Source organism: Pseudarthrobacter defluvii, assembly GCF_030816725.1.
GTDB classification, from domain to species: domain Bacteria; phylum Actinomycetota; class Actinomycetes; order Actinomycetales; family Micrococcaceae; genus Arthrobacter; species Arthrobacter defluvii_A.
Map to the genome: position 1 here is coordinate 1,779,021 of NZ_JAUSYG010000001.1, position 21,901 is coordinate 1,800,921.

Below are 21,901 nucleotides of genomic sequence, written 5' to 3' on the forward strand. Positions count from 1 at the left end.
GTCCATGAACGCAGAAACAGGGGTCAAGCCCGTCATCGTGGGTGTGGACGGGTCCGAATACTCCTCCGCAGCCCTCCGCTACGCGGGCACGCTGGCAGCCCGCCTTGGCGCCCGGCTCGAAGTCATCTCATGCGTGGGGATGCCGGACTACCTTGTGATGTCGCGCCTGGAAGGGGCGGACCGGCAATTCACCGCCCGGCTTGAGGACGCTGCCGGGCGGCTGGTGGAGGATGCCCTGGGCCGGGCGTTTTCCGGTGAACGGCCGGAAAACATCGACGTGAGCATCAAGTTCGGGCCGCCGGCAAAGGTGCTGGTGGAGGAGAGCCGGCGGGCGCAGATGCTGGTGGTCGGGCGGCACGGCGAGGGCGGCCTGCTCAAGTCGTCCATGGGCTCGGTGAGCAAGGCCTGCGCGGCCCACTCCAACTGCCCCGTGCTCCTGGTTGGGCAGGAGGCGGACACTGTGTGAGGACCGCTGAGGGCCTCAGCTCTGAACGGGCCGCACAGCTCCTGAAGCAGGCAGGCCCCAACCAGCTGCCCGTGGAAAAATCCGTCCCGCAGTGGCGGAAGCTCTGGGGCGAGCTGACGCACTTCTTCGCCCTCATGCTGTGGTGCGCCGCCGGGCTGGCCTTCATCGCGGACATGCCGCAACTGGCGGTGGCGATCATCGTCGTCGTCCTTGTCAACGGGATATTCGCCCACATCCAGCAGGAACGTGCCCAGCACGCCGCCGCCCGGCTGCGGAGCCTGCTGCCCGCCGACGTGGTGGTCCGGCGGGACGGGAAGGTGCGCAAAGTCCACGCCAGTGAGCTGGTGGTCGGTGACGTGGTGCTGCTCGCAGCGGGCGACCGGGTGCCTGCGGACATGGTGCTGCTGTCAGCATCCGCCTGTGCCGTTGATGAATCGATGCTGACGGGCGAAAGCGCTCCGGTGCCAAAAGCTGCGGGTGAACCGGCCTGGGGCGGCACTTTCCTGGTCAACGGTTACGGGGAAGCCGCCGTCTCGGCAACAGGTGCCGGGACCAGGCTTGCCGGCATCGCTGCCCTGACCAGCGGGGCGGTTGCTCCCCCCACGCCGCTGTCCCGGGAACTGCGCCGGATCGTCCGCGTCACCGCGGGCCTGGCGCTGGGCATCGCGGCGGTCTTCTTCCTGGCATCGCTGTTGGTGGGCTTTCAATGGCGCGACTCATTCCTGTTTTCCATCGGCGTTGCGGTGGCGCTGGTCCCGGAGGGCCTGCTGCCCACCGTCACGCTGTCGCTGGCCATGGGGGCGCAGCGCATGGCGGCCCGCAACGGGCTGGTCCGCAACCTCGAAGCCGTGGAAACTTTGGGCTCAACCACCTTCATCTGCACCGACAAGACCGGCACCCTGACGCAGAACCGGATGAACGCCGTCGAAGTCTTTACTTCCGAAGGGTCCGTCCAGGTGACAGGGGAGGGATATGCTCCCGACGCCGGCATTCACGGAACTGGGCTGGAAAAGGCGGCTGAGGCGGCGCTCGCAGCCCGTACCGCATCGCAGGGACGGGCCGAATTCCGTGACGGGCAGTGGCATGCGCAGGGCGACCCGATGGAAGCCGCCATGGACGTCCTGGCCCGCAGGCTGACACACACCGAAGCCGGCGCCGCCCCCTGGCGCCGGTTGCCGTTCGATCCGGTGCGGCGCAGGGAATCTGCCCTCCTGGGGGCGGACCTGTTCTGCAAGGGGGCTCCCGAAACCGTGCTTCCGGTCTGTGAAGCCGTCCCGGGGCAGGTCAAGGAACAGGTGGAAGTCATGGCCTCACGGGGGCTGCGCGTTCTTGCCGTGGCCCGGCGCCGGCTTCCGGGAGCTCCTGTTGCCTGGCAGTCCGCTCCGGCCCTGGAGCTTGAAACCGGCATGGAACTTTTGGGCCTGATCGGACTGCAGGATCCGCCCCGGGCGGATGTGGGGGATGTGATCCGCACAGCGCGGCAGGCGGGCCTGAGGGTGGCCATGGTCACCGGAGACCACCCGGCCACGGCGGCAGCGATCGCCCGGCAGATTGGCCTGACCGGGAACCCCGAATACGTGCTGGAAGGCGCTGACCTCCCGGCGGATGACCAAATGCTCGGCGCGCTCCTGGACCGCGACGGAGTAGTGGTCAGCCGGGTCTCGCCGGAGCAAAAGCTGCGCGTGGCCAAGGCGCTGCAGGCCCGCGGGCATGTTGTGGCCATGACCGGCGACGGAGTCAACGACGGTCCTGCCCTCCGCGAAGCCGACATCGGGGTAGCCATGGGCCTCAGCGGAACCGATGTGGCACGGGAAGCCGCGGACCTGGTCCTCCTTGATGACCACTTCGGCACCATCGTGGCCGCCATCGAGCAGGGCAGGGCCACCTACGCCAACATCCACCGGTTCCTTACCTACCACCTCACCGACAACGTGGCCGAATTGACCCCCTTTGTCATCTGGGCACTCTCCGGCGGCCAGTTCCCGCTTGCCCTGGGCGTCCTGCAAATCCTCGCCCTGGACATCGGCACCGACCTGCTGCCCGCCCTGGCCCTTGGTGCCGAGCCGCCCGGCAGGCGCATCCTGGCCCGCCCGCCCGAACGCCGGCACCTGATGGACCGGCAGCTGATGATCCGGGTCTTCTGCATCCTGGGCCCCGTGGAGGCCGCCATGGAGATGGCCGTGTTCTCGGCAGTCCTGGCGGACGGCGGATGGAACCGGGGCGAGGTTCCGCAGGCAGGGCTGTTGATGGCTGCCTCCGGTGCCGCCTTCACCGCGGTCGTCCTGGGCCAGCTGGCCAACGCCTTCGCGTGCCGGAGTGCCACCGTGCCGCCCTGGAAGCTTGGCTGGGGGACCAACAGGCTCCTGGTATGGGCCGTTCTGGCTGAACTGGCCGTCCTTGCGGTATGCCTCTATGTGCCCTCCCTCGCCACACTGCTGGGCCAGGCACCGCCGACCCCGATGGGTTTCCTGCTGGCGCTCCTCGCGGCCCCTGCGGTCCTGCTGGCGGACTGGATCCACAAATCGGCCCGGGGGCGGCTGCGGCGGAACAGGCTGTAGAAACCGCACTGGACGGTGCCGGAGCTGGGACCAAAGACTCTGCATGCCCCGTCCCGCGGAGTCCAGAATCAAGCCATGAGTGCCGCCGCAGAAACGTCCCGGGCCAACGTCAACGTCACATGGATCGAGGACACCGGAATCGCGGACATCCCTTCCGTGGGAGGGAAGAACGCGTCACTGGGGGAGTTGAGCCGCGCGCTGCAGTCCGCAGGGGTCCGGGTTCCTGAGGGATTCGCCACCACGGCGGGCGCCTACCGGGCATTCCTTGCGGCCAACAACCTTGAGCCGCGGATCAGGAAGCACATGGAGGACCAGCGGGCCGGAACCATCACGCTTCGCCAGGCGGGGGCGGCGGTCCGCGAACTGTTCCTGCAGGCGACCTTTCCGGAGGACATCACCGCCGACATCCAGGAACACTACCGGAGTCTGTGCGAGCGGTCCGGGCAGGCGCAGGTGGCCGTCGCCGTGCGCAGCAGCGCCACCGCGGAGGACCTGCCGGACGCCAGCTTCGCCGGCCAGCAGGAAACCTTCCTGAACGTGGCAGGCGAGCGCGCGGTCCTGGAAGCGTGCCGGCGCTGCTATGCCTCCCTGTTCACCGACCGCGCCATCAGCTACCGGGAAATGAAGGGCTACGACCACCTGGACGTCGCCCTGTCCGTGGGGGTGCAGCGGATGGTCCGCTCAGACCTTGGCGCGTCAGGGGTGATGTTCTCGATCGACACCGAGTCCGGTTTTCCCGGCGTCGTGGTGATCAGTGCGGCCTGGGGACTGGGGGAGACGGTGGTCCAGGGAACCATCAACCCGGACAAATACCAGGTGTTCAAGCCGCTCCTGGCAGACCAGCGCTTCACCCCGGTGATTGAGCGGCAACTCGGCGCCAAGGAACGCAAAATGGTGTACAGCCAGGGCGGGGATGCACGGACCGGAATGGTCGAGACCACGGAGCGGGAGCAGCGCTCGCTGGTGCTCGATGACCGGGAGGTTGTCCTGCTGGCCCGCTGGGCGGCGGCCGTCGAGCAGCACTACGGGCGGCCGATGGACATGGAGTGGGCCAGGGACGGAATCACCGGGGAACTCTTCATGGTGCAGGCAAGGCCGGAAACGGTGCAGGCCCGCAGGAGCACCACCACGTTCCGGGCCTACCATCTTGCACAGCCCGGCAAGGTCCTGGCCACCGGCGCGGCGATCGGCGACGCCATCGCCCGGGGCCAGGCCTGCGTGGTGAGGGATGCCAAGGACATCGAATCCTTCGTTGACGGTTCCGTGCTGGTCACCCGGATGACGGATCCGGACTGGGTGCCCGTCATGAAAAGGGCAGCGGGGATCATCACGGACCACGGCGGCCCCACCAGCCATGCGGCCATCGTCAGCCGCGAGCTGGGCGTGCCGGCCGTCGTGGGAACGCGCAACGCCACTGAAGCACTTTCCGACGGCGGCCAGGTCACCTTGTCCTGCGCGGAAGGCGAGGAGGGCCGCGTCTACGAAGGACTTCTGGAGTTCTCGGTGGAGGAAGTGGACATGCAGACCCTGCCGGCCACCCGCACTGACGTGATGGTCAACATCGCCAGCCCGGCCGCCGCCTTCAAGTGGTGGCGGCTGCCCGCCGCCGGCGTGGGCCTGGCCCGGATGGAGTTCATCATCAACAACCTGATCCGCATCCATCCCATGGCCCTGGTCCACCCGGAAAAGGTAACGGACCCGGAGGAAGCTGCGCTCATCAGGGAGCTGACCAGCCGCTATCCGGACCCGCATGAGTATTTCGTCGACATGCTGGCCACCGGGATCGCCAAGATCGCGGCCCCCTTCCATCCCAAGCCCGTGATCGTCCGGTTGAGCGACTTCAAGACCAACGAGTACAGCCACCTGATCGGCGGCAGTGCGTTCGAACGGGCTGAAGAAAACCCCATGCTGGGGTTCCGCGGGGCCTCACGCTACTACAGCAGCCACTACCGGGAAGGGTTCGCCCTGGAGTGCAGGGCCCTCAAGCGGGTGCGGGAGCAGGCGGGATTCGGCAACGTCATCGTCATGGTTCCCTTCTGCCGCACGGTGCGGGAAGCGGACCAGGTGATCCAGGCGATGGCGGAGCACGGGCTGGTCCGCGGAAAGGATGGACTTCAGCTCTACATGATGTGCGAAGTCCCTTCCAACGTGGTCATGGCGGCCGAGTTCGCCAAGCGCTTTGACGGCTTCTCCATTGGGTCCAACGACCTCACCCAGCTGGTGCTGGGGGTGGACCGCGACTCGGAGGAACTTGCCGGGCTGTTCGACGAACGGGACCCGGCGGTGCTGGCCATGATCGCCGAGGCGATCAGCAAGGCGCATGCTGCCGGCATCAAGATCGGAATCTGCGGACAGGGACCGAGCAACCATCCGGACCTCGCGGAGTTCCTGGTCAGCCAGGGCATCGACTCGGTGTCCCTGAATCCGGATACCTACGTGCGGACGGTCCCGGTGATCGCAGCGGCCGAGGCACGGGCTTCCACGCTGCGGCCGGCTGAGCCGGTGCGCTAAGCCTGAGCCGGCGCGCCGGGCCGGAGCCGTGCCTCAGGCCCACGCAATCACTGACGGCCGGTGCAGCAAAAGTGCAGCAAAAGTGCCTGGCCGCCAACGGGAGATCCCCCAGGAAGCCAGGCACCGGCGTCGTACTTTACTTGTCCTCAACCCCTGCTGATGGGGATCTTCGATGCCCCGGCTTCCTGCGTCTGGTCGGGCATCGGAGCCCGGACTTCAAGGAGGCCGTCCTTGTAGGAGGCGGTGATATCGGTCTGCTGGACGCCGCCGGGGAGGGGAATACGGCGCATGAACGAGCCGTAGCGGAATTCGGACCGGTAGCTGCCCTTGTCCTTTTGCTCCTTCTTCTCCTGCCGCTCCGCCTTGATCGACAGCACTCCGTCGGCAACCGTGACATCCACGTCCTTTTCCGGATCAATGCCGGGAAGTTCGGCCCGCACCACGAGCGTGTTGCCGTCCATCAGCTCCTCCACCCGGATGGCAGCGGAACCCATCTCGCCGTCAAACAGCTTCTCGATCACATCCATGGGGGAGCGGCGGTTATCAAACCATCTCATCAGGTCAGTCATTCTTGCCTCCTGCTCATGTGGAAGCCGGACCATCGCTTTGCCCGGCAGTTCCACCATCCCCTTCCCGCGTGGGCGGTTCCAGAGTCAAAGGTCCCAGCGCGTTCTGGCGGGCGGGCGTGGACGGCCGGCGCGTGATCCGCCCCACCAGTTCGATGACCAGGCATCCTGCCGCGGCAACCGCGGTTGAAAAAATCAGCAGCCCGGGCGGCGGCCAGTCCACCCTGAAGAAGTCCCGGGCCACCGGAACGGTGAACAACAGGACCAGTCCCGCGTACATCCCGGCAAGGATCAGGACCTTGGTCCCGTTGAGGGGGCGTGACGCCATCACCAGGATCCACGCCGCCACCAGGCCCAGGGTCACAGTGGCGGCCGACTGCGCGGCCTCTTCGCTGTGCCCGCCCCAGGTTTGGGCATAGCCCGTCACCGCCAGGACGCACAGGGCGGCGCAGATCCCCGCCGGCACAGCGAAAGCGAGTGAACGCCGGAGGAATCCGGGAGCGTAACGCTGCCCGCCGGGCTGCAGGGCCAGGAAGAACGCCGGCAGGCCGATGGTCAATCCGTCCAGGGCCGACAGTTGCCGGGGCAGGAACGGAAAGGCCAGCAACAGGACACCGGTCACCACGGAGATGATGGTGGCGTAAACGGTCTTGCTGAGGAAAACCAGGGATACACGCTCGATGTTGCTGATGGCCCTGCGTCCTTCGTCCACCACGGCCGGAAGCCGTTCGAAGCGGCCGTCCAGGAGGACCAGGCGGGCCACGGCCTTGGTGGCCGGGGAGGCCGAGTCCATGGCGATGCCCAGGTCCGCCTCCTTGAGCGCCAGGACATCGTTCACGCCGTCCCCGGTCATCGCGACCGTGTGGCCCCGCCGTTTCAGGGCCTGGATCAGGTCCCGCTTCTGGGATGGCGTCACGCTGCCGAAGAGGCTGTGGGCCTCCACTGCCTCCTCCAGCCGGAGCGGATCGTCGGGAAGCCGGCGTGCGTCGCAGGCATCACCCGTTCCAAAGCCCACCCCGCGTGCCAGCGCTCCCACGGTCCGGGGATCGTCCCCGGAGATGATCTTGACCGTCACCCCCTGCCGCCGAAAATAGTCCAGCGTTGAGGCGGCATCCCCGCGGATGCTCTCGCGGAATGTCAACAGCATGACGGGCGCCACCTTGGGCGGCAGGCCGGCCACTGCCGGATCCGGGGGCAGCGGCGCCGGCAGGTACACCAGGGCCAGGGTCCGCAGCCCCGTCGAGGCAAGGGCGGCGGCCCTGCCGTGCGCCTCCGCGCAGCCTGGGGCGCCCAGCACCGCATCCGGTGCTCCCAGGATCCAGGTGCCGGAAGCGGCGGAACCTGGCGGGAACGTCGCCGAGCTCCACTTCCGGGCGGAGGAGAAAGGGACGGAGCTCTGCTCCTGCAGCGGATCCTGCACAGGGAAGGCTTTCCCGATCGCTGCCGCGGTGCTGCTGGCGTCCGCGCCGGCACCGAACCATTCCAGCGCCTGCCGCCACCCGGAGGCAGGTGCCGTCCCTGCGTCGTGGAGGGCGTCGAAGACGATGGAGCCGGAGGACAACGTTCCGGTCTTATCCAGGCAGAGAACATCCACCCTTGCCAGCACCTCTACGGCGGCAAGTTCCTGGATCAACACTTTTTGCCGGGCAAGCCGGAGCCCGCCCACGGCGAATGCCACGCTGGTCATCAGGAGCAGGCCAAGCGGAATCATGGCCATGATCCCGGCAACCGACCCCACGACAGCCGGCACCCAGCGGCCGGATCCCATGGCTCCGGCCCACCCTCCCTGTTCCTGCATCTGCGCATTCGTGAGCAGCAGGGCAGTGGGGACAAGCAGCCAGGTGATGACGGCAAAGACCTTTTCCAGGCCCCGCCGGATCTCGGACGTGACCAGGGAAAACCGCCGTGCCTCAGCCGCCAGGCCGTAAGCGAACGTTTCAGGCCCCACCCGCAGCACCGTGGCCCGCCCGTTGCCGGCGAGGATGAGTGACCCGGACAGCAGCACGGCGCCGCCTTGCTTGGCGACAGGCTCGGATTCGCCGGTCAGCAGCGATTCGTCCACCTCAAGGGGGTTCCCGTCCAGCAGCACCAGGTCAGCAGTCACCTGGTCTCCGGCATTCAATACCACCAGGTCGTCCGGCACCAGCTCTTCAGAGGAAATGCTCTCCCGGGCGCCGTTCCTGATCACCGTGTTCCCGGCAGCATGCAGGATGGCCAGCTGGTCCAGCGAGCGTTTGGCCCGGTATTCCTGGATGATGCCGATCAGGGAATTGCTGACGGCAGACAGGCCGAACAGCGCATCCCGCCACTGGCCGAGGACGAGCAGCAGGATGAAGCATCCACCCACAACTGCGTTGAAAAGGGTGAACACATTGGCCTGGATAATCTCCCCGACGCTCCTGCTGCTGGCCGTTGGGACACTGTTAACGCGGCCGGCAGCAGTGCGTTCCCGCACCTCGGCGGTGGAGAGCCCGTCCCGGGCGTGGTGCACGTCCAGTCCCGGGACGGCTGCCCCGTTGTCCCCAGCTATTGTCATGGCCTTGCCAGGCGTTGAGCCCGCTCAGTCGTGGTGCTGCTGCTTGTGCATGCGGGTAATGACCGTGGGGCAGGGCGGCTGGCTCAGCACCGCGTGGGCCGTGGATCCCAGGACGAGTCTTTCGAAGCCGCCCTTGCCACGGCTGCCCAGGACCAGCAGCCGGGCACTGGAGGCTGCACGGATCAAGGCGTCCGCCGGCTCCAGGACGGTTTCCATCACGGTGTGCACGCTGAGGTCCGGGTAGTCCTGCCGGAGGCCGGCCTCTGTTTCGGACAGCACGATCTGCTCTTCCTCCACCACGTGGGTGGCGAAACTGCTCTGTGGCAGTCCGGCGGCGATCCAGCGGTTGGGGCCGGTGAAGGCGTAGAGGACGGTAAGTTCTTCCCCGAGCGCGTCAGCTTCCGCCGCCGCAAAGGCAACCGCCTGCGTTGATTCCCGCGATCCGTCCACGCCCACCACGATGCCGCGGCCGCCCTCCTGGGCATCACCGATGACAGCCACAGGGCATTCGGCTGTGGCAGCTGCCTGCAGGGCCCGGTCTGTGAGGGCGCCGCGCGTGTGGCCGCTGGTGCCGAGGACCAGCATGGAGGCGTTCTTGGAGTAGTCACCGAGGGCGGCACCTACGCCGCCCTCAAGGAGTTGAAGGGTAACCTGCAGGCCGGGCTCGGCGGCAGTGGCCTTCTCGCCGGCTTCCTTCAGCAGGCCCAGCCCCGATTCCCGAAGGACTTCAAGGTACGGAAGGACTTCGGCTGCCATCCACCGGTCGTCAACGACATTTACGACGGCGAGGGGAAGCTTGAGCGTGTTGGCCCGGGCTGCTGCCCACAACAGGGCGGCGGTGGACGCCGAGGAGTCAGTGATTCCGACGGCGATTGGCTTGGCAGGTGCCATGGGGACCATCCTTTTGCGGGTTCTTTTGAGGAGAATGATGCAGGAGCGGGGGGAGACGTTCGCGGGCCGGCTTAATCGGCGGTCGGCTCCCGCGGCGGCCACCAATGGGTGGGCGCGGCGATCACGAACCGCCGCCCACTGATGTCCTCCGGCGTGATCCGGATGAGGATGTTTTTTTGGCCGGGTTGCCAGGGGGAGAGCCCTGCCTCCATGGCATCCTGGGTTTCCTCGGCATCGGACACGATCAGCGCGTGCCCCTTGAGGATGACGCTCCAGGCGATGGTGCCGTACTGGTTCATCCCGTCCGCCTCGACGGCAACTGCTTTCCGATCGGTAAGGGAGGCGAGCTTCGTTCCTTCGCCCGTACGGATAAGCAGGGTGCCGTTGGTGGGAACGAAATTCACGGGATAGTTCTCAACGCTGTCCCCGTCCGTGAAGGCAATCCTGCAAAGGGACGTTGAACGAAGGTATCGCCAGCAGTCATGGACGCCGAGTTCCTTGATTTCCGGTTCAGCCGCTGCGGTATTCATGGCCGTAGCCTAAGTGCGGCAGCCGCCCCCGGCTAGGGAAGAAGGTCCCGCCCCCGTAGCCCCCCCATTCCGGGACCAATTAGGGGCGTTTCTTCCCATACCCTCCTAGAATAGGTAGCGAAGCGTCTTCATGCTCAGTCGAAGGCGAATTGGGGGCGGAGGCCGGCACTTCCGTTTCAAGGACTTGGACCGCGTCAGGGACCCGCAGCGCCGCAGGTTCCTGCCGCAGGAGGTGGCACGTGAGCACTGAGCAGCCCTGGCGCTCTCCAATGAGGGACAGAGTCGAAGACCTGGTGCGGGACTTTACCGTCCGCGGCGACGAATTGCTCGACACCCAGGAACGGATCAACGGCCTGTTGGCAGCGGTGGTGGCCCTCGCGGAGGACCTGAGCCTCGAAGCCGTGCTCGACCGCCTGGTACGGTCCGCCTGCGCCCTGGTGGGCGCACGGTACGGCGCCTTGGGAGTCATCGGCGAAGACCGCACGCTGAGCCACTTCATCACGGTGGGAATTGATGAAGAAGGAATCCGGTCCATCGGCGACCTGCCCACCGGCCACGGCGTGCTGGGCCTGTTGATCCGCGAGCCGAAACCCCTGCGCCTCCATGACCTTGGCCAGCACCCCATCGCTTCCGGGTTCCCTTCCAACCACCCGCCCATGGGGACCTTCCTGGGTGTACCGGTCCGCGTCCGTGATGAAGTCTTTGGGAACCTCTACCTGACGGAAAAACAGGGTGGCGAAGACTTCAGCGTGGAAGATGAAGACCTTGCCGTGGCCCTGGCGGCTGCGGCCGGAGTGGCAATCCAGAACGCCCGCCTGTTTGAAGACAGCAGCCGACGCCAGAGATGGCTGGAGGCAGGAATGGAGCTCAGCAGCAGGTTGATCATGGCATCGCAGCCAGGGGATGCGGACAACCTGGACGTTGTGGCCGACACCGCCTTGAGGATATCTGACTCGGCGCTTGCAGTGGTGGCGGTGCCGGCAGGTGACGGCGCGCTGCGGTGCCGGTCCTGCCTTGGCGTGCAGGGACTCCAGGCAGGCCAGGAACTGGCGGTGTCACCAGCGGTTTCAAGCGTTATTGAGAGCGGCGGGTCTTTGGTGGCAAAGGATCCACGGCAGGTCTTCGAGGACGGGATTGCGGAAAAGCTTGGCTCCGTACTGGTGTGCTCACTCGGGCACAGCCCCGGCGACAACGGGGTTCTGTTGCTGGCGCGCGCAGAGGGAGCCGCCGCGTTTACCCAGGCCGACGCCGAGTCAAGTGCCATCTTCGGAAGCAGGATCGGACTGGCGCTTGACTTGGCCCGCGTCAACGCGACGCGTGAACAGAACCTCCTTTTCACGGACCGGGAACGGATTGCCAGGGACCTGCATGACCTCGTCATCCAGCGTTTGTTTGCCGCCGGCCTGAGCATCCAGAGCCTGCGCCGCTACACCCTGGACCCGGTGGCGCACGAGCGGATTGCCGCCGTTACCACGGAGCTCGATGACACCATCCGTAAGCTGCGGGACACCATCTACTCGCTCCGCACCGCAGATGAAGAACGCGAACCGCTGACGGGCCGGATCCTGCGCGTGGTCCGGGAGAACTCGCGCAGCCACGCCCTGACCCCCAAGGTATCCCTGGACGGGCCGGTGGACTCGATCCGCGAGGACGTGGCAGTGCATCTGTTGTCAGTGCTGTCCGAAGGACTCAGCAATGCGCTGCGGCATTCCGGCGCGGACGACATCCAGGTCACCGTTGCCGTGGGCCGGGCCACCGCAGGCAGGAATGAGGTCCAACTGCTGATCCATGACAATGGCCGCGGCTTCACGGAGTCCGGTCAGGTAAGCGGCCTGGCGAACATGCGTCACCGCGCTGAACTGCTGAAGGGCAGCTGCATCATCGACAGCGCTCCGGGCGGGGGCACGTCAGTGCGGTGGTCGGCGCCGCTCGCCTGATTTCCCCGCCGCGCCGCCCGTCTGGCCTGCCGCCCAGCAGGTCCTTTGTGTCAGGCGGTCTCCGGTGAACTCTTGGTGACGTAAACGGCCGCCTGCGTCCGGCGTTCGAAGCCCAGTTTCGCCAGGATGGACGAAACGTAGTTCTTAACTGTCTTTTCCGCCAGGAACAACTCGTCACCAATCTGGCGGTTGGTCAGCCCTTGGCCGATCAGCGCCAGCACCTTCTTCTCCTGCGCGCTCAAGCCCTCCAGCCGGGGATCGGTGGGCGCCGTTGAAAGCCCGGTGATGATCTGCTGCTCCATTCCCGGCTCAAAAAGCGATTCGCCGGCAGCTGCCCTGCGGATTCCCGCCAGGAGGTCATCACTCCTGATCTGTTTCAGCACGTACCCTGAGGCACCTGCCAGGACTGCCCCGCGGAGGGCCTGTTCGTCGTCGTAGCTGGTGAGGATCAGGCAGCGCAGGCGGGGGTCGAGGGAGCGGACGTCCCGGCAGACTTCGATTCCAGTGCCGTCGGGAAGCCGCCCGTCAAGGATGGCAATATCGGGATGCAGTGCCGGGATGCGGCGGGTGGCTTCGGCAGCGGATCCGCTTTCGCCTACTACAAGGAAACCCTCGCCTTCGAGCAGGTCCTTCAACCCCTGCCTGACGAGTTCGTGGTCATCGAGAATGAAGACGCGGACCTGCCCCGAAGATCCTGTTGCCCCATCAGTCCCTGCTTCATGCTTGTACACCGAACGCTCCCAATGTCTTCAGGATCAAGGCCCCGCGGTAGGCGGGGGAGCCCCGGGGAGGGCACGGTCCCATTGTTACCCGGGGAGGCGCGCGCGGGAAGGGACCAAAGTCCACGACCTTCGGCCCTTCCCCGGGAAGTGTTTGTGGTCCATTCTGGGACGAGCCACCGGAGAACAGGTGGCAATTCAGCGATTGGAGCCGGCATGGACGCCCTTGAACCGCACCCGAGGATCATCGTCGGGGTGGATGGATCTGAATCCTCCATCGCCGCGCTCAAGGTGGCACGGGCCATGGCGGAACCAATGTCGGCGAAAGTCGAAGCCTGGGCCTGCTGGGACGTTCCCGCCGGCTACGGGGTGTACCTCGCCGTTGGGATCGAGGGGTTCAAGTATGCGGCGGAACAAGTGCTCCAGCAGGCGCTGGCAGAGGCGTTTGAGGAACTGCCACCGTTCGTGCATCCGCGCCTGGTCCGGGGCAGGCCCAGTCCGTTATTGATTGACGCAAGCCGCAATGCAGCCCTGCTGGTGGTCGGCCGGCGCGGGCACGGGAGCTTCGTACCCGGTTCGGTGAGTTCGGCCTGCGTGAGCCACGCCTACTGCCCGGTTCTGGTGGTCCACGCACCGGAGTCGGAGGCGGAGTCCGAAGCGGGCGGTGCCCAGTCCCGTTCAGCTTTGATGCCCTGACCCGGCAAGCCGGCGTCCCGCCGTCGTGCTTCCGCCCGCGGGCGGTGCCTGTGATCCGGCCGGTGCCGGTGACTCAGTGCCCGTGATGGTGTGCCGCACCATCGTGTGCCGCGCCCTCGCCGACCAGTTCGTGAAGTCCTTCGACTGCGTGCGCGAGTGACAACCCGGGGGATTCGAGGATGAAGGGCATCAGGAGTCGGTTCTCCTTGTCCAGGTGCAGGGCGAAGATCCGCTGGATGGCGCCGGCCGCCACTGCGGCGAAGACGCCCTCGGCCGTCCTCAGCTCCTCGATCAGGCCCACGATAACCTGGTGCTCGGCCAGCATGCCGTCCACCAGCAGCCTGGCCTCCGGCATGCCGTGCGGCGCGCCGTAGAGCGGACCCTCCTCTGCAAGGGCGTGCGGCACCAGTTCCTTGTCGCACCAGTCAAGGAGTGTGGCCTGCGCCGTTTGGCCGGCCACAAGGTCACCCGCCTCCACGGCCTCCGTCAGCAGGCCCACCAGCCCGTTCAGGTGCCGCAGCATGTCAGCATGGTGGCTCTCCACCGCCTGCAGCGCCTGCCGCTCGGACGAAAGGTCCTTGCCGTTCCCGTTCATTCGCTGTTGCCTTCCAGTAGGGTGACGTGCCGCTTCATGCTCCGCAAGGACCAGCGAAGGTCCTTGAGGGCCCAGTAACCGCCGCCGTTCATGACCGCAAATCCTGCGACGCCCAAAGAGGGGGCCCGGATCACCAGGCCAAGGAGCAGGACGCCCACGCCTGCCGCGAAAAGCATCAGGCCGCGCATGACGCGCGTGCGGAGGGACAATGCGGTGCTGTCCCGGCTGAGCAGGCCCGCGAGCCGGGGATCCTCCGCTTCCAGGCCATGGCCGATCAGTTCGAGTTCGCGTTTCTCGAATTCAGAGAGTGGCACGGCTGCACCCCGCTGTCCGTTGCCTGCCACGAACTTATGTGCCCGGCTGTCCGCGCAGGACGGCCAGCCTGTTCTGGTACTCCACCGAGTCGATCTCCCCGCGGGCGAAACGCTCGGCAAGTACGTCCTCGGCCATCCGCGGGGATTGCTGCATGGGGTGCGGGGCGGGCACCCGTAGGGAACGGGCCAGCAGGACGATCCCCGTAATGATCGCCCCCCAAACCAACACCATGCTGATGCTCATCATGGCATAGCCCCACAGGCCCATGCCGTCATTCCAGCCGTACACTTCCACGACCTCCGGTTGAACAAGGCGGGCGCCGGCCGTCTGCCTTCCCTTTCAGTATTGGCGCTGCGGGCGGGTGCGGGGAGAGCCATTGGTCCTGTCCCCGCGTGGGGGATTCGGCGGGTGCTGGAAGCCGGGGAACTAAAAGCCCCGGCGCCGGAAGCGCTTGTCCACCGCGACAACGAGGGAGGCCAGCAGCGCGAGGCCGAAGATACGCAACCACGCTTCGGCACTGATGGGGGCGGTGCGGAAGAGATCGTTCATCACCGGTGCGTACGTGAGGGCCAGTTGCCCGGCGGCCTGGACCACAACGCCGAGCAGGAGCCAGCGGTTGCCGAAGAGCCGTATCCGCCAGGCAGGCCGGGCCAGGGACCGGCAGCTGAACAGGTAGAAGACCTGCACAGCCACGAAAAGGTTCACGGCAGAGGTGCGGGCCTGCGCCACGGATGCGCCGACGGCCACCTCGTGGTCGAAGAGCCACCATGCCCCGGCCACCAGGAGGGCTGAAACCAGCAGGATCCGCACGGTGAGCGCCCATGTCAGGAGCGGGCGGTCAGGCGGCCGTGGCGGACGGGACATCAGGCCCGGTTCCTTCGGCTCAAAGGCGAGCATCAGACCCAGGGCGACGGCGGTGGTCATGTTAATCCAGAGGATCTGGGTGGGCAGGATGGGCAGCGTGGCGCCCAGCAGGATTGCCACGAGGATCACCAGGCCCTCGGCCATGTTGGTGGGAAGGGTCCAGACGATGAACTTGGTGAGGTTGTCGAAGACATTGCGGCCTTCTTCGACCGCTGCCTCGATGGTGGCAAAGTCGTCATCCGTAAGGACGATGTCCGAGGCCTCCTTGGCCACCTCGGTTCCGGTCCGTCCCATCGCAATGCCTACGTTCGCCTGCCGGAGGGCCGGCGCGTCGTTCACACCGTCGCCGGTCATCGCCGCCACGTGGCCGCGGGACTGCAGGGCATCGATGAGGCGAAGCTTCTGTTCAGGGGAAACCCGGGCGAAAACCGTGGCCCGCTCCACGGCATCCGGGAACTGGTCGGCCGGGATGGCGTCCAGCTCGGCTCCCGTCAGGGCCGTCTCGCCGTCGTTGTCCGCGGCAAGCCCTACCGCTGCGGCCACGGTCACGGCGGTCCGTATATGGTCTCCCGTGATCATCTTGACCGCCACGCCCGCGCGTCGGCAGGCGGCCACGGAAGCGGCAGCGGCCGGCCGCGGCGGATCATGCATGGCCTGGAGCCCGGTGAAGGTCATCCGGCCCCGTAACGCCATGGTGGAAAGCGGGCCGCTGTCCCCGGGAAGGCGGATCATGGCGGTGGCCAGTACCCGGAGCCCGGTGTCCGCGAGCGCGTGTGCGGCGTTGAGCACGGCGTGCCTGTGAAGCGGCCGGGTGCCGCCGTCGCTGTCCATGTGGTGGCCGCAGAGTTCCAGGACCCGTTCCACTGCGCCTTTGACGAACACCGTGCCGCCACCCGGTGGAAGCGTCGAAGTGTGCAGTGTTGCCATGAACTGCCGCTCGGAGGTGAACGGCAGTTCCGCCTGGCGTGGGTTGGCGGCCAGGAAGTCGGACACCTTGACGCCGCCCTTCCCGGCGGCGACCAGCATCGCGGCCTCGGTTGGGTCGCCCCGCACCTGCCAGCCGGACCCCTCCCTCCGAACGCTGGCGTCATTGCAGGCTGCTCCGCCCAGCAGGGACCAGTGCAGCGCCGCGTCCCCGCCGGGCTGCGGTGCACCGGCCGGCAGCTGCCCGCCGGTTCCGTGCCTGGTCGATGGGGCAATGTGCCCCTCCGGGCCGTAGCCGGAACCGGTGACGTCGTACATGCCCGAGGGCGTCCAGAGCGCCTTGACAGTCATCTGGTTCTCGGTGAAAGTGCCCGTCTTGTCCGAGCAGACCACCGTGGTGCTGCCCAGCGTTTCCACCACCGGCAGCCGGCGGACCACGGCACGGCGGCGGGCCATGCGGCGGACGCCGATGGCAAGCGTCACCGTCACGGCGGCGGGAAGTCCCTCGGGGATGGCACCTACCGCCAGGGCGACGGCGGCCGTGAACATTTGTCCCGGCCGCTCCCCGTGAGCGAGGCCCGCGACGAAGGCGACGGCAGCGAGGGCAAGGATGGCGATGGTGAGCGTGGTGCTGAACCGTGCCAGTTTCAGGGTCAGCGGCGTGGCCACCGGGCGGACGGCGCCCATGAGGCGGTGGATTTCGCCGAGCTCGGTTTCGCCTCCGATGGCGACGACGACTCCTGCGCCGGTGCCGGCCGTCACCAGGGTGCCGCTGTAGAGCATGTTCCTCCGGTCGGCCACAGGCGTGACCCTGGGGAGTACCACTTCGTCCTTGGACACGGGCTCCGATTCCCCGGTGAGTGCGGACTCGTCCACGCGCAGGGCTGACAGGCGCACCAGGCGCAGGTCAGCGGGGACCTTGTCTCCTGCCTCAAGCAGAACCAGATCGCCGGGAACCAGGTCCTCGGAGGGTACGTGCCTCCGTTCGCCGTCACGCATCACTGCGGCGTGCGTGCGGACCAGTGAGTGGAGGGCATCCAGGGCTGCTTCTGCCCGTACCTCCTGGACGAATCCGATCAGCGTGTTGACCAGGACCACAGCGAGGATGACACCCGCGTCCAGGAATTCGCCAAGGAAGACAGTGACGGCGGCTGCGGCCAACAGAACGTAGATAAGCGGGTTGTTGAACTGGCGTCCCAGCTTGCGGGCAATGCTCCCGCTGTGTGACCGGGGAAGCTCGTTGGTTCCGAATTGGGCGCGCCGGCGCTCCACCTCGTCGTGGCCCAGGCCCCTGGCGGCATCCGTTTCCAGCAGCAGTACCACCTCGTGGACTGGCAGCCCATGGTGGGCCGGATCCTGGCCGCCGCCCTCCCTGCGGGGGCCGCTGGCGGATTCCGGCAGCGCACTTCTCATCCGCCTCTTCCCATGAGTCCTGGTCTTTGCCATGCTGCCTCCGGCCTGTGGTCACTGCCCCAACAGGGCGTCGAGGGTGGTGAAGCCGTACCCTGCAGCGGAAATGCGGTCAATCACCTGGGGAAGGGCGTCGGCGTCGAGGGTGGTGCCGTCGTCAGGGTTGGAACCGAGGTGCATGAGCACAATTTCGCCTGGCTGCAGTACTGCCTGGACCCGGTCGGCGACTGCTTGGACGCTGGAACCTCCGCTGGTGCCTTTCCAGCCAAGGGTGTCCACCGTCCACCTGACAGCCACGTAGCCCAGCGAGTTGACCGCCGCGATGGTCCGGGCATCGCGCTCACCGTAAGGGAAGCGGAACAGCGGGCGCGGATCGGCTCCGGCGGCGAGGATGGTCTGCTCCGCGCCGCGGACCTGTTGGGCGATCAATCCGTTATCCAGGCCGGTGAAACCGGGATGGGTCATCGAGTGGTTGGCCACCCGGTGTCCCGCGGCCGCAATCTGCGCAACGGCCCCGGGGTTGTTTGCTGCCCAGTTGCCGGTCAGGAAGAAAGTTCCGGCGACTCCCTTGGCCGAGAGCGTGGACAGGATTTTAGGCAACCCTGCCGCGTTGGCGCCGGCATCGAAGGTAAGGGCCACCACGCGGCCGGCACCCGGGACGACAGTCAGGTCCTGGCCGCGAAGGGCTGCCGGGAACGGTGCCGGCTGCGGTGGAGTTCCCGGCTCCTCCGGCTGGGCCGGTGGCGTTGCCGGCTCGGGTGGCTGTGGTTCATTGGGCTGCGGTTCTGGAACCGGCGGGGTGGTCATTGGCGGAATGGTGACCGGCGGTTCCACCGGGTTCTGGCCGGCTTCCGGCGTTTCTGTTTCCTGCGGTCCCTGCCCGGACGGCGGGAGCCCCGCGGCGGCGGAGGAGGTTTGCGCAGGCTGCGGCGATGGCGGGGCTGGGGGCGGCGCTCCCGACGGCGGTCCGGCCGTCGGTGCCGGCAGCAGCAGGACCAGGGCGATGGCGAGGACCACCAAGGCCGCTGCGAGGGCTATGGCAAGCGTCCGCCGTCGTGCTTCACTGGCCGGCACCGCCATCACCCGCCCTGGACGCTGCTGCCTTTTCCGCCCGTGTCCCGGTCAGGTGTTCCTGGAACCTTCGGAATGCTCCTCCGGTGTGTGCACCACCAGAACGGGGCAGTGGGCGTGGGCCACGATGGCGGAGCTGACGGAGCCCAGGAGCAGGCCGCCGAATCCGCCGTGCCCGCGCCGCCCCACCACGATCATGTCGGCGTCGCGGCTCGCGTCGATCAGCGCTTCCCGCGGATGGCTGCGGACCAGGGTGGAGGTCACGTTGGCCGGCGTCTCGGCTCCGAAGGCCTGCGCCACGGCCTCCTCCAGGATCTTCCGCGCTCCCTCTTCGAAGCCCTCGATGCCCATCATGACGTAGCCGCTGTACATCTGCGGGTACTCCCAGCAAGCCACCGCCTGGACCTTGGCGCCCAGTGGGGTGGCAAGCCGCTGCGCCTGGCGGAGCGCCTCCACGGACGTCTCCGAACCGTCGACGCCCACCACGATCCTGGCTATTGGTGCCCCCGCAATGCTCATGTCTGCTCCCTTGGTCGGACCCGCGCGGTCACGCCTATCATGCCCGCACGCGTGGGCCGGAGCTAGGGCCGAAGGTCATGGCGCGCCGGCGGGTGGCGCTCCGGCCGGCGGGCGCGGCAGGTATGCCGCTCCGTGCCATTCCGGCTCACCTGCCCCCTGGTCCAGCCGGAACGGCGGATATTCGTCCCTCATCAGCGCCGTATACACCAGGACGCGGTAGATCCAGCGGTTTATGCCGAGGATGAAATCGAAGAGCGGCCGCTGGTAACGGCCGGTGAACAGCAGGATGACCGCTGCGACCAGGACCAGCAGCCCCAGCAGGGACGGGCCCGCATCCTGGACATACGTGGTGCCGCCGAGGTTGTTGTCCGCGCGCAACCGCCAGGTGGTGTTGGTGAAGGCGGCGACCAGGAGCAGGTGCGGGATTGACAGCAGCCACCATTTGACCAGGACCAGGCCGCGGGACAACCGCTCCGGGTAGTCCACGTCAAAGTCGGCAGGATAGTTGGTGCGCCTGAGGGTGAACGGCGGGTAGAGGTCGGTGCCGACGGCCGCGTAGGCGTAAAAAGCGACCCGCCAGTTCCACCGCATCACGCCCACGTTGAAGTCGAACAGCGCCCGCGGGTACCGGCCGGTAAACAGGATGGCGAACCCCGCAACGATGGTGGTGATGATGAACGCGAACCACAGGAAGAAGAGCAGGATGACGTGCGGGATGGCCAGGAACCACTTCACCAGCCACATCCACCGTGACAGGGCGGGGTCAATGTCACCGAAGAGCCTCGCCGGATAGCCGGTACGGTCCTCCGCGGGGGCGAAGGGCTGCGGCGGCGGCACTGCTGCTGGTGCCGCGGGTACGCCCGTTGCCGGCTGCGGATAGATGGGTGCGCCCCGTTCCGGCCCACCGTAGGGTGCGCCCGTGCCCGGTTCGCCGTAGGGCGGCCCTCCGGAGGGTGGGCCCCCGTAGGGCCTTCCGCCGGAAGGGGGACCGGCGGAGGGCTGCCCCGCGTGCCGGCCCAGCCCGGCGGCACCAAATATAATGAGCGGAATCCCGATGACCAGGGCAATGATTCCACCCACCAACAGGCCGGTGGCGGCCGGCCGGATCAGGTCCGAGCGGAAGCCGGCCTGGGCCTGGACATCAACACCTGACGAAGCATCCGCGTTCATCACCACCACCGCCCACGCACCGGGGGTGATGTTCCAGCTGAGCTCCTGCTGTCCTGGGCCTGAGACGGAGGCGGTCCAGAAACGTTGATCGGCCGGCGGCGAGGCCGGATTGCCGCCAGGCACGTCCCGGTACTCCGCGCGGAAGGGCCGCTGCCGGATGTTGAGCAGCTCCGAGTGGTGCACGCCGGACAGGTACTGTTCAACGTCGGCCTGGGGTCCGATGCCGATGAACACCGGCTTGTCCGGTGTCACCGATTCAACCCGGAGACGAAGGGTTCCGATGTCGAAGGGAAGCCTGCCGGGAACGTCCTCTCCGATCGCTTCGGCCCGCGGCGAGGTGAGGGCAAACGAATTCACGGAAAAGCGTGATGTGCCGGACGTCAGGTAGCCGTCGCCCTGGATGCTCCCCACCGCCGACGCCACGGCCCCGCCCGCCAATGCAGCAAGGCCCGGCAGCGTGATCAGGATCCCGAGGATCAGCATGAGGATGGCGGCGGGCTTTTTCATGTCGACGGACCTTCCGCGGATGATACGGGGAACGTGGAGGCAAATCAGCTGTTGGCTGGGCTAAACGGCAGTGACCGCTTCAGTCCTGGTGATAATCGTGGGGCATGGAAGGTGCTTCAGGACGCCGTGCGCCGTCGACCCGAGCAGGAGGCGCTTGAAGGCTCCCCTTCCGCGGCTGCCCACCACCAGGAGCCTTGCCCCCGCGGCAGCCTCGACGAGGGCGTCAACGGCGCCTCTTTCGGTTTCGAGCTGCTGGTGCACGGTCAGGTCCGGGTAGTCTTCCTTCAGCCCTGCCACCGCTTCGGAGAGGACGACGCGTTCCTCGTCCACCATGAGGTCCGCCAGCGCCGCGGGCGTCAGTCCGGCATCAATGATGGGGTCCGGCACATTGACGGCGTAAACGACGGTGAGTTCGTCGCCTTCGCGGTCCGCCTCGGCAGCGGCGAAGGCCACGGCCCGGGTTGATTCAGGGGACCCGTCGACTCCGACCACCACCCCGGACCTGCCTTCGAGGTCCTGGGTTCCTACGACGGCGACGGGGACTTTGGCCGCGGTGGCCACCTGGAGCGCCCGGTCGGCAAGTGTTCCGCCCAGGTGGCCACTGCCGGAACCGATGACCATCATCGAGGTCCGCTTGGAGTACTTGGCCAGGGACCCGCCCACACTGCCGGTGAGCAGCTCCGTCTCGGGGGTGACGGCCTCGGCCCCTTCAAGGCGGCCGGCAGCGGTTTTAAGCAGTTCCTCTCCGGCCTGCTGGAGTGTTCCAAACCACGGATACGGTTCGGCAACCCACCGGTCGTCCACCACATGGAGGATCACCAGCGGCAAGCCTGCGCGCTTCGCGCGGCGGGCGGCCCACAGCACCGCGGCCTGGCTTTGGGCTGAGTCGTTGGTGCCCACAGCAATGGGTTTGGAGGATGTCATGGCCGCACTTCCTGCTCGTCTTGAACTGGGCTTCCTGCCTTTCAAGACTGGCCCCGCCACCACCGGTGCTCTAGGGCCAAAAGTCACAGAAGCGCTGCTCAGGCCCCGGTATCCGCCCGCGCCGCCGGAGCAATGGGTTCCGGGCCTGGTGTAGCCGTTTGCCTGATCCTTCCCCATGGCAGTTCACATCCA

Annotated in this window: 18 protein-coding genes; 5 read left to right on the forward strand and 13 right to left on the reverse strand. The window is 67.1% G+C overall.

Annotated elements, in window-relative coordinates; genetic code table 11:
* Positions 1 to 4: 4 nt before the first annotated feature.
* The 3 genes from QF031_RS08335 (at position 5) to ppsA (ending at position 5,535) form a co-directional block, all read left to right on the forward strand.
* Entirely contained in the window at positions 5 to 466 is a 462-nt protein-coding gene (locus QF031_RS08335) for a universal stress protein (RefSeq protein ID WP_307426506.1), read from the forward strand.
* Positions 463 to 3,024, forward strand: a complete 2,562-nt coding sequence (locus QF031_RS08340; protein ID WP_307426509.1) for a cation-translocating P-type ATPase — start codon at positions 463 to 465, stop codon at positions 3,022 to 3,024. The genes QF031_RS08335 and QF031_RS08340 overlap by 4 nt, the downstream gene beginning before the upstream one ends.
* A 75-nt stretch (positions 3,025 to 3,099) precedes the next feature.
* On the forward strand, positions 3,100 to 5,535 hold the full coding sequence (gene ppsA, locus QF031_RS08345) for a phosphoenolpyruvate synthase (protein ID WP_307426511.1): 2,436 nt from the start codon (positions 3,100 to 3,102) through the stop codon (positions 5,533 to 5,535).
* Between the two features lie 146 nt (positions 5,536 to 5,681).
* On the opposite strand, the gene QF031_RS08350 is transcribed toward ppsA, so the two are convergent.
* The 4 genes from QF031_RS08350 to QF031_RS08365 form a co-directional block, all read right to left on the reverse strand.
* Positions 5,682 to 6,104, reverse strand: coding sequence for an Hsp20/alpha crystallin family protein (locus QF031_RS08350; protein ID WP_307426513.1), 423 nt, complete (start codon positions 6,102 to 6,104; stop codon positions 5,682 to 5,684).
* 13 nt (positions 6,105 to 6,117) lie between these two features.
* Entirely contained in the window at positions 6,118 to 8,637 is a 2,520-nt protein-coding gene (locus QF031_RS08355; protein WP_307426516.1) for an HAD-IC family P-type ATPase, read from the reverse strand.
* Positions 8,638 to 8,661: 24 nt separating this feature from the next.
* Complete coding sequence (locus tag QF031_RS08360) at positions 8,662 to 9,528, reverse strand: universal stress protein (RefSeq protein WP_307426518.1); 867 nt, start codon at positions 9,526 to 9,528, stop codon at positions 8,662 to 8,664.
* 71 nt (positions 9,529 to 9,599) lie between these two features.
* Complete coding sequence (locus tag QF031_RS08365; protein ID WP_307426521.1) at positions 9,600 to 10,058, reverse strand: pyridoxamine 5'-phosphate oxidase family protein; 459 nt, start codon at positions 10,056 to 10,058, stop codon at positions 9,600 to 9,602.
* Between the two features lie 269 nt (positions 10,059 to 10,327).
* On the opposite strand from QF031_RS08365, the gene QF031_RS08370 reads away from it, so the two are divergent.
* On the forward strand, positions 10,328 to 11,995 hold the full coding sequence (locus tag QF031_RS08370) for a GAF domain-containing sensor histidine kinase (RefSeq protein WP_307433240.1): 1,668 nt from the start codon (positions 10,328 to 10,330) through the stop codon (positions 11,993 to 11,995).
* Positions 11,996 to 12,045: 50 nt separating this feature from the next.
* On the opposite strand, the gene QF031_RS08375 is transcribed toward QF031_RS08370, so the two are convergent.
* Positions 12,046 to 12,726, reverse strand: coding sequence for a response regulator (locus tag QF031_RS08375; protein WP_307426525.1), 681 nt, complete (start codon positions 12,724 to 12,726; stop codon positions 12,046 to 12,048).
* Between the two features lie 204 nt (positions 12,727 to 12,930).
* On the opposite strand from QF031_RS08375, the gene QF031_RS08380 reads away from it, so the two are divergent.
* The gene (locus QF031_RS08380) at positions 12,931 to 13,410 is read left to right on the forward strand and encodes a universal stress protein (protein ID WP_307426528.1); all 480 of its coding nucleotides are present in this window, start codon (positions 12,931 to 12,933) and stop codon (positions 13,408 to 13,410) included.
* 73 nt (positions 13,411 to 13,483) lie between these two features.
* Here the strand turns inward: QF031_RS08380 and QF031_RS08385 are convergent, their stop codons facing one another.
* The 8 genes from QF031_RS08385 to QF031_RS08420 form a co-directional block, all read right to left on the reverse strand.
* Entirely contained in the window at positions 13,484 to 14,005 is a 522-nt protein-coding gene (locus QF031_RS08385; protein ID WP_307426531.1) for a hemerythrin domain-containing protein, read from the reverse strand.
* Positions 14,002 to 14,319: a DUF3040 domain-containing protein gene (locus tag QF031_RS08390; RefSeq protein WP_307426533.1), complete on the reverse strand. Its 318-nt coding sequence runs from the start codon at positions 14,317 to 14,319 to the stop codon at positions 14,002 to 14,004. The genes QF031_RS08385 and QF031_RS08390 overlap by 4 nt, the downstream gene beginning before the upstream one ends.
* Before the next feature lie 34 nt (positions 14,320 to 14,353).
* Positions 14,354 to 14,608, reverse strand: a complete 255-nt coding sequence (locus QF031_RS08395) for an SHOCT domain-containing protein (RefSeq protein WP_307426536.1) — start codon at positions 14,606 to 14,608, stop codon at positions 14,354 to 14,356.
* A gap of 138 nt (positions 14,609 to 14,746) precedes the next feature.
* Positions 14,747 to 17,521 carry a cation-translocating P-type ATPase gene (locus QF031_RS08400; RefSeq protein ID WP_307426539.1) on the reverse strand — a complete coding sequence of 925 codons (2,775 nt, stop codon included), beginning with the start codon at positions 17,519 to 17,521 and terminating at the stop codon, positions 14,747 to 14,749.
* Positions 17,522 to 17,572: 51 nt separating this feature from the next.
* Positions 17,573 to 18,598 (reverse strand): polysaccharide deacetylase family protein, encoded by a 1,026-nt coding sequence (locus tag QF031_RS08405; RefSeq protein ID WP_307426542.1) that lies wholly within the window; start codon positions 18,596 to 18,598, stop codon positions 17,573 to 17,575.
* A 42-nt stretch (positions 18,599 to 18,640) separates the two neighbouring features.
* Positions 18,641 to 19,108 (reverse strand): universal stress protein, encoded by a 468-nt coding sequence (locus QF031_RS08410; protein ID WP_307426545.1) that lies wholly within the window; start codon positions 19,106 to 19,108, stop codon positions 18,641 to 18,643.
* Between the two features lie 75 nt (positions 19,109 to 19,183).
* A complete protein-coding gene (locus tag QF031_RS08415; RefSeq protein WP_307426549.1) occupies positions 19,184 to 20,785 on the reverse strand; it encodes a DUF4389 domain-containing protein in 1,602 nt (533 codons plus the stop codon).
* 60 nt (positions 20,786 to 20,845) lie between these two features.
* Positions 20,846 to 21,709 (reverse strand): universal stress protein, encoded by an 864-nt coding sequence (locus QF031_RS08420; protein WP_307426552.1) that lies wholly within the window; start codon positions 21,707 to 21,709, stop codon positions 20,846 to 20,848.
* Between the last annotated feature and the right edge of the window lie 192 nt (positions 21,710 to 21,901).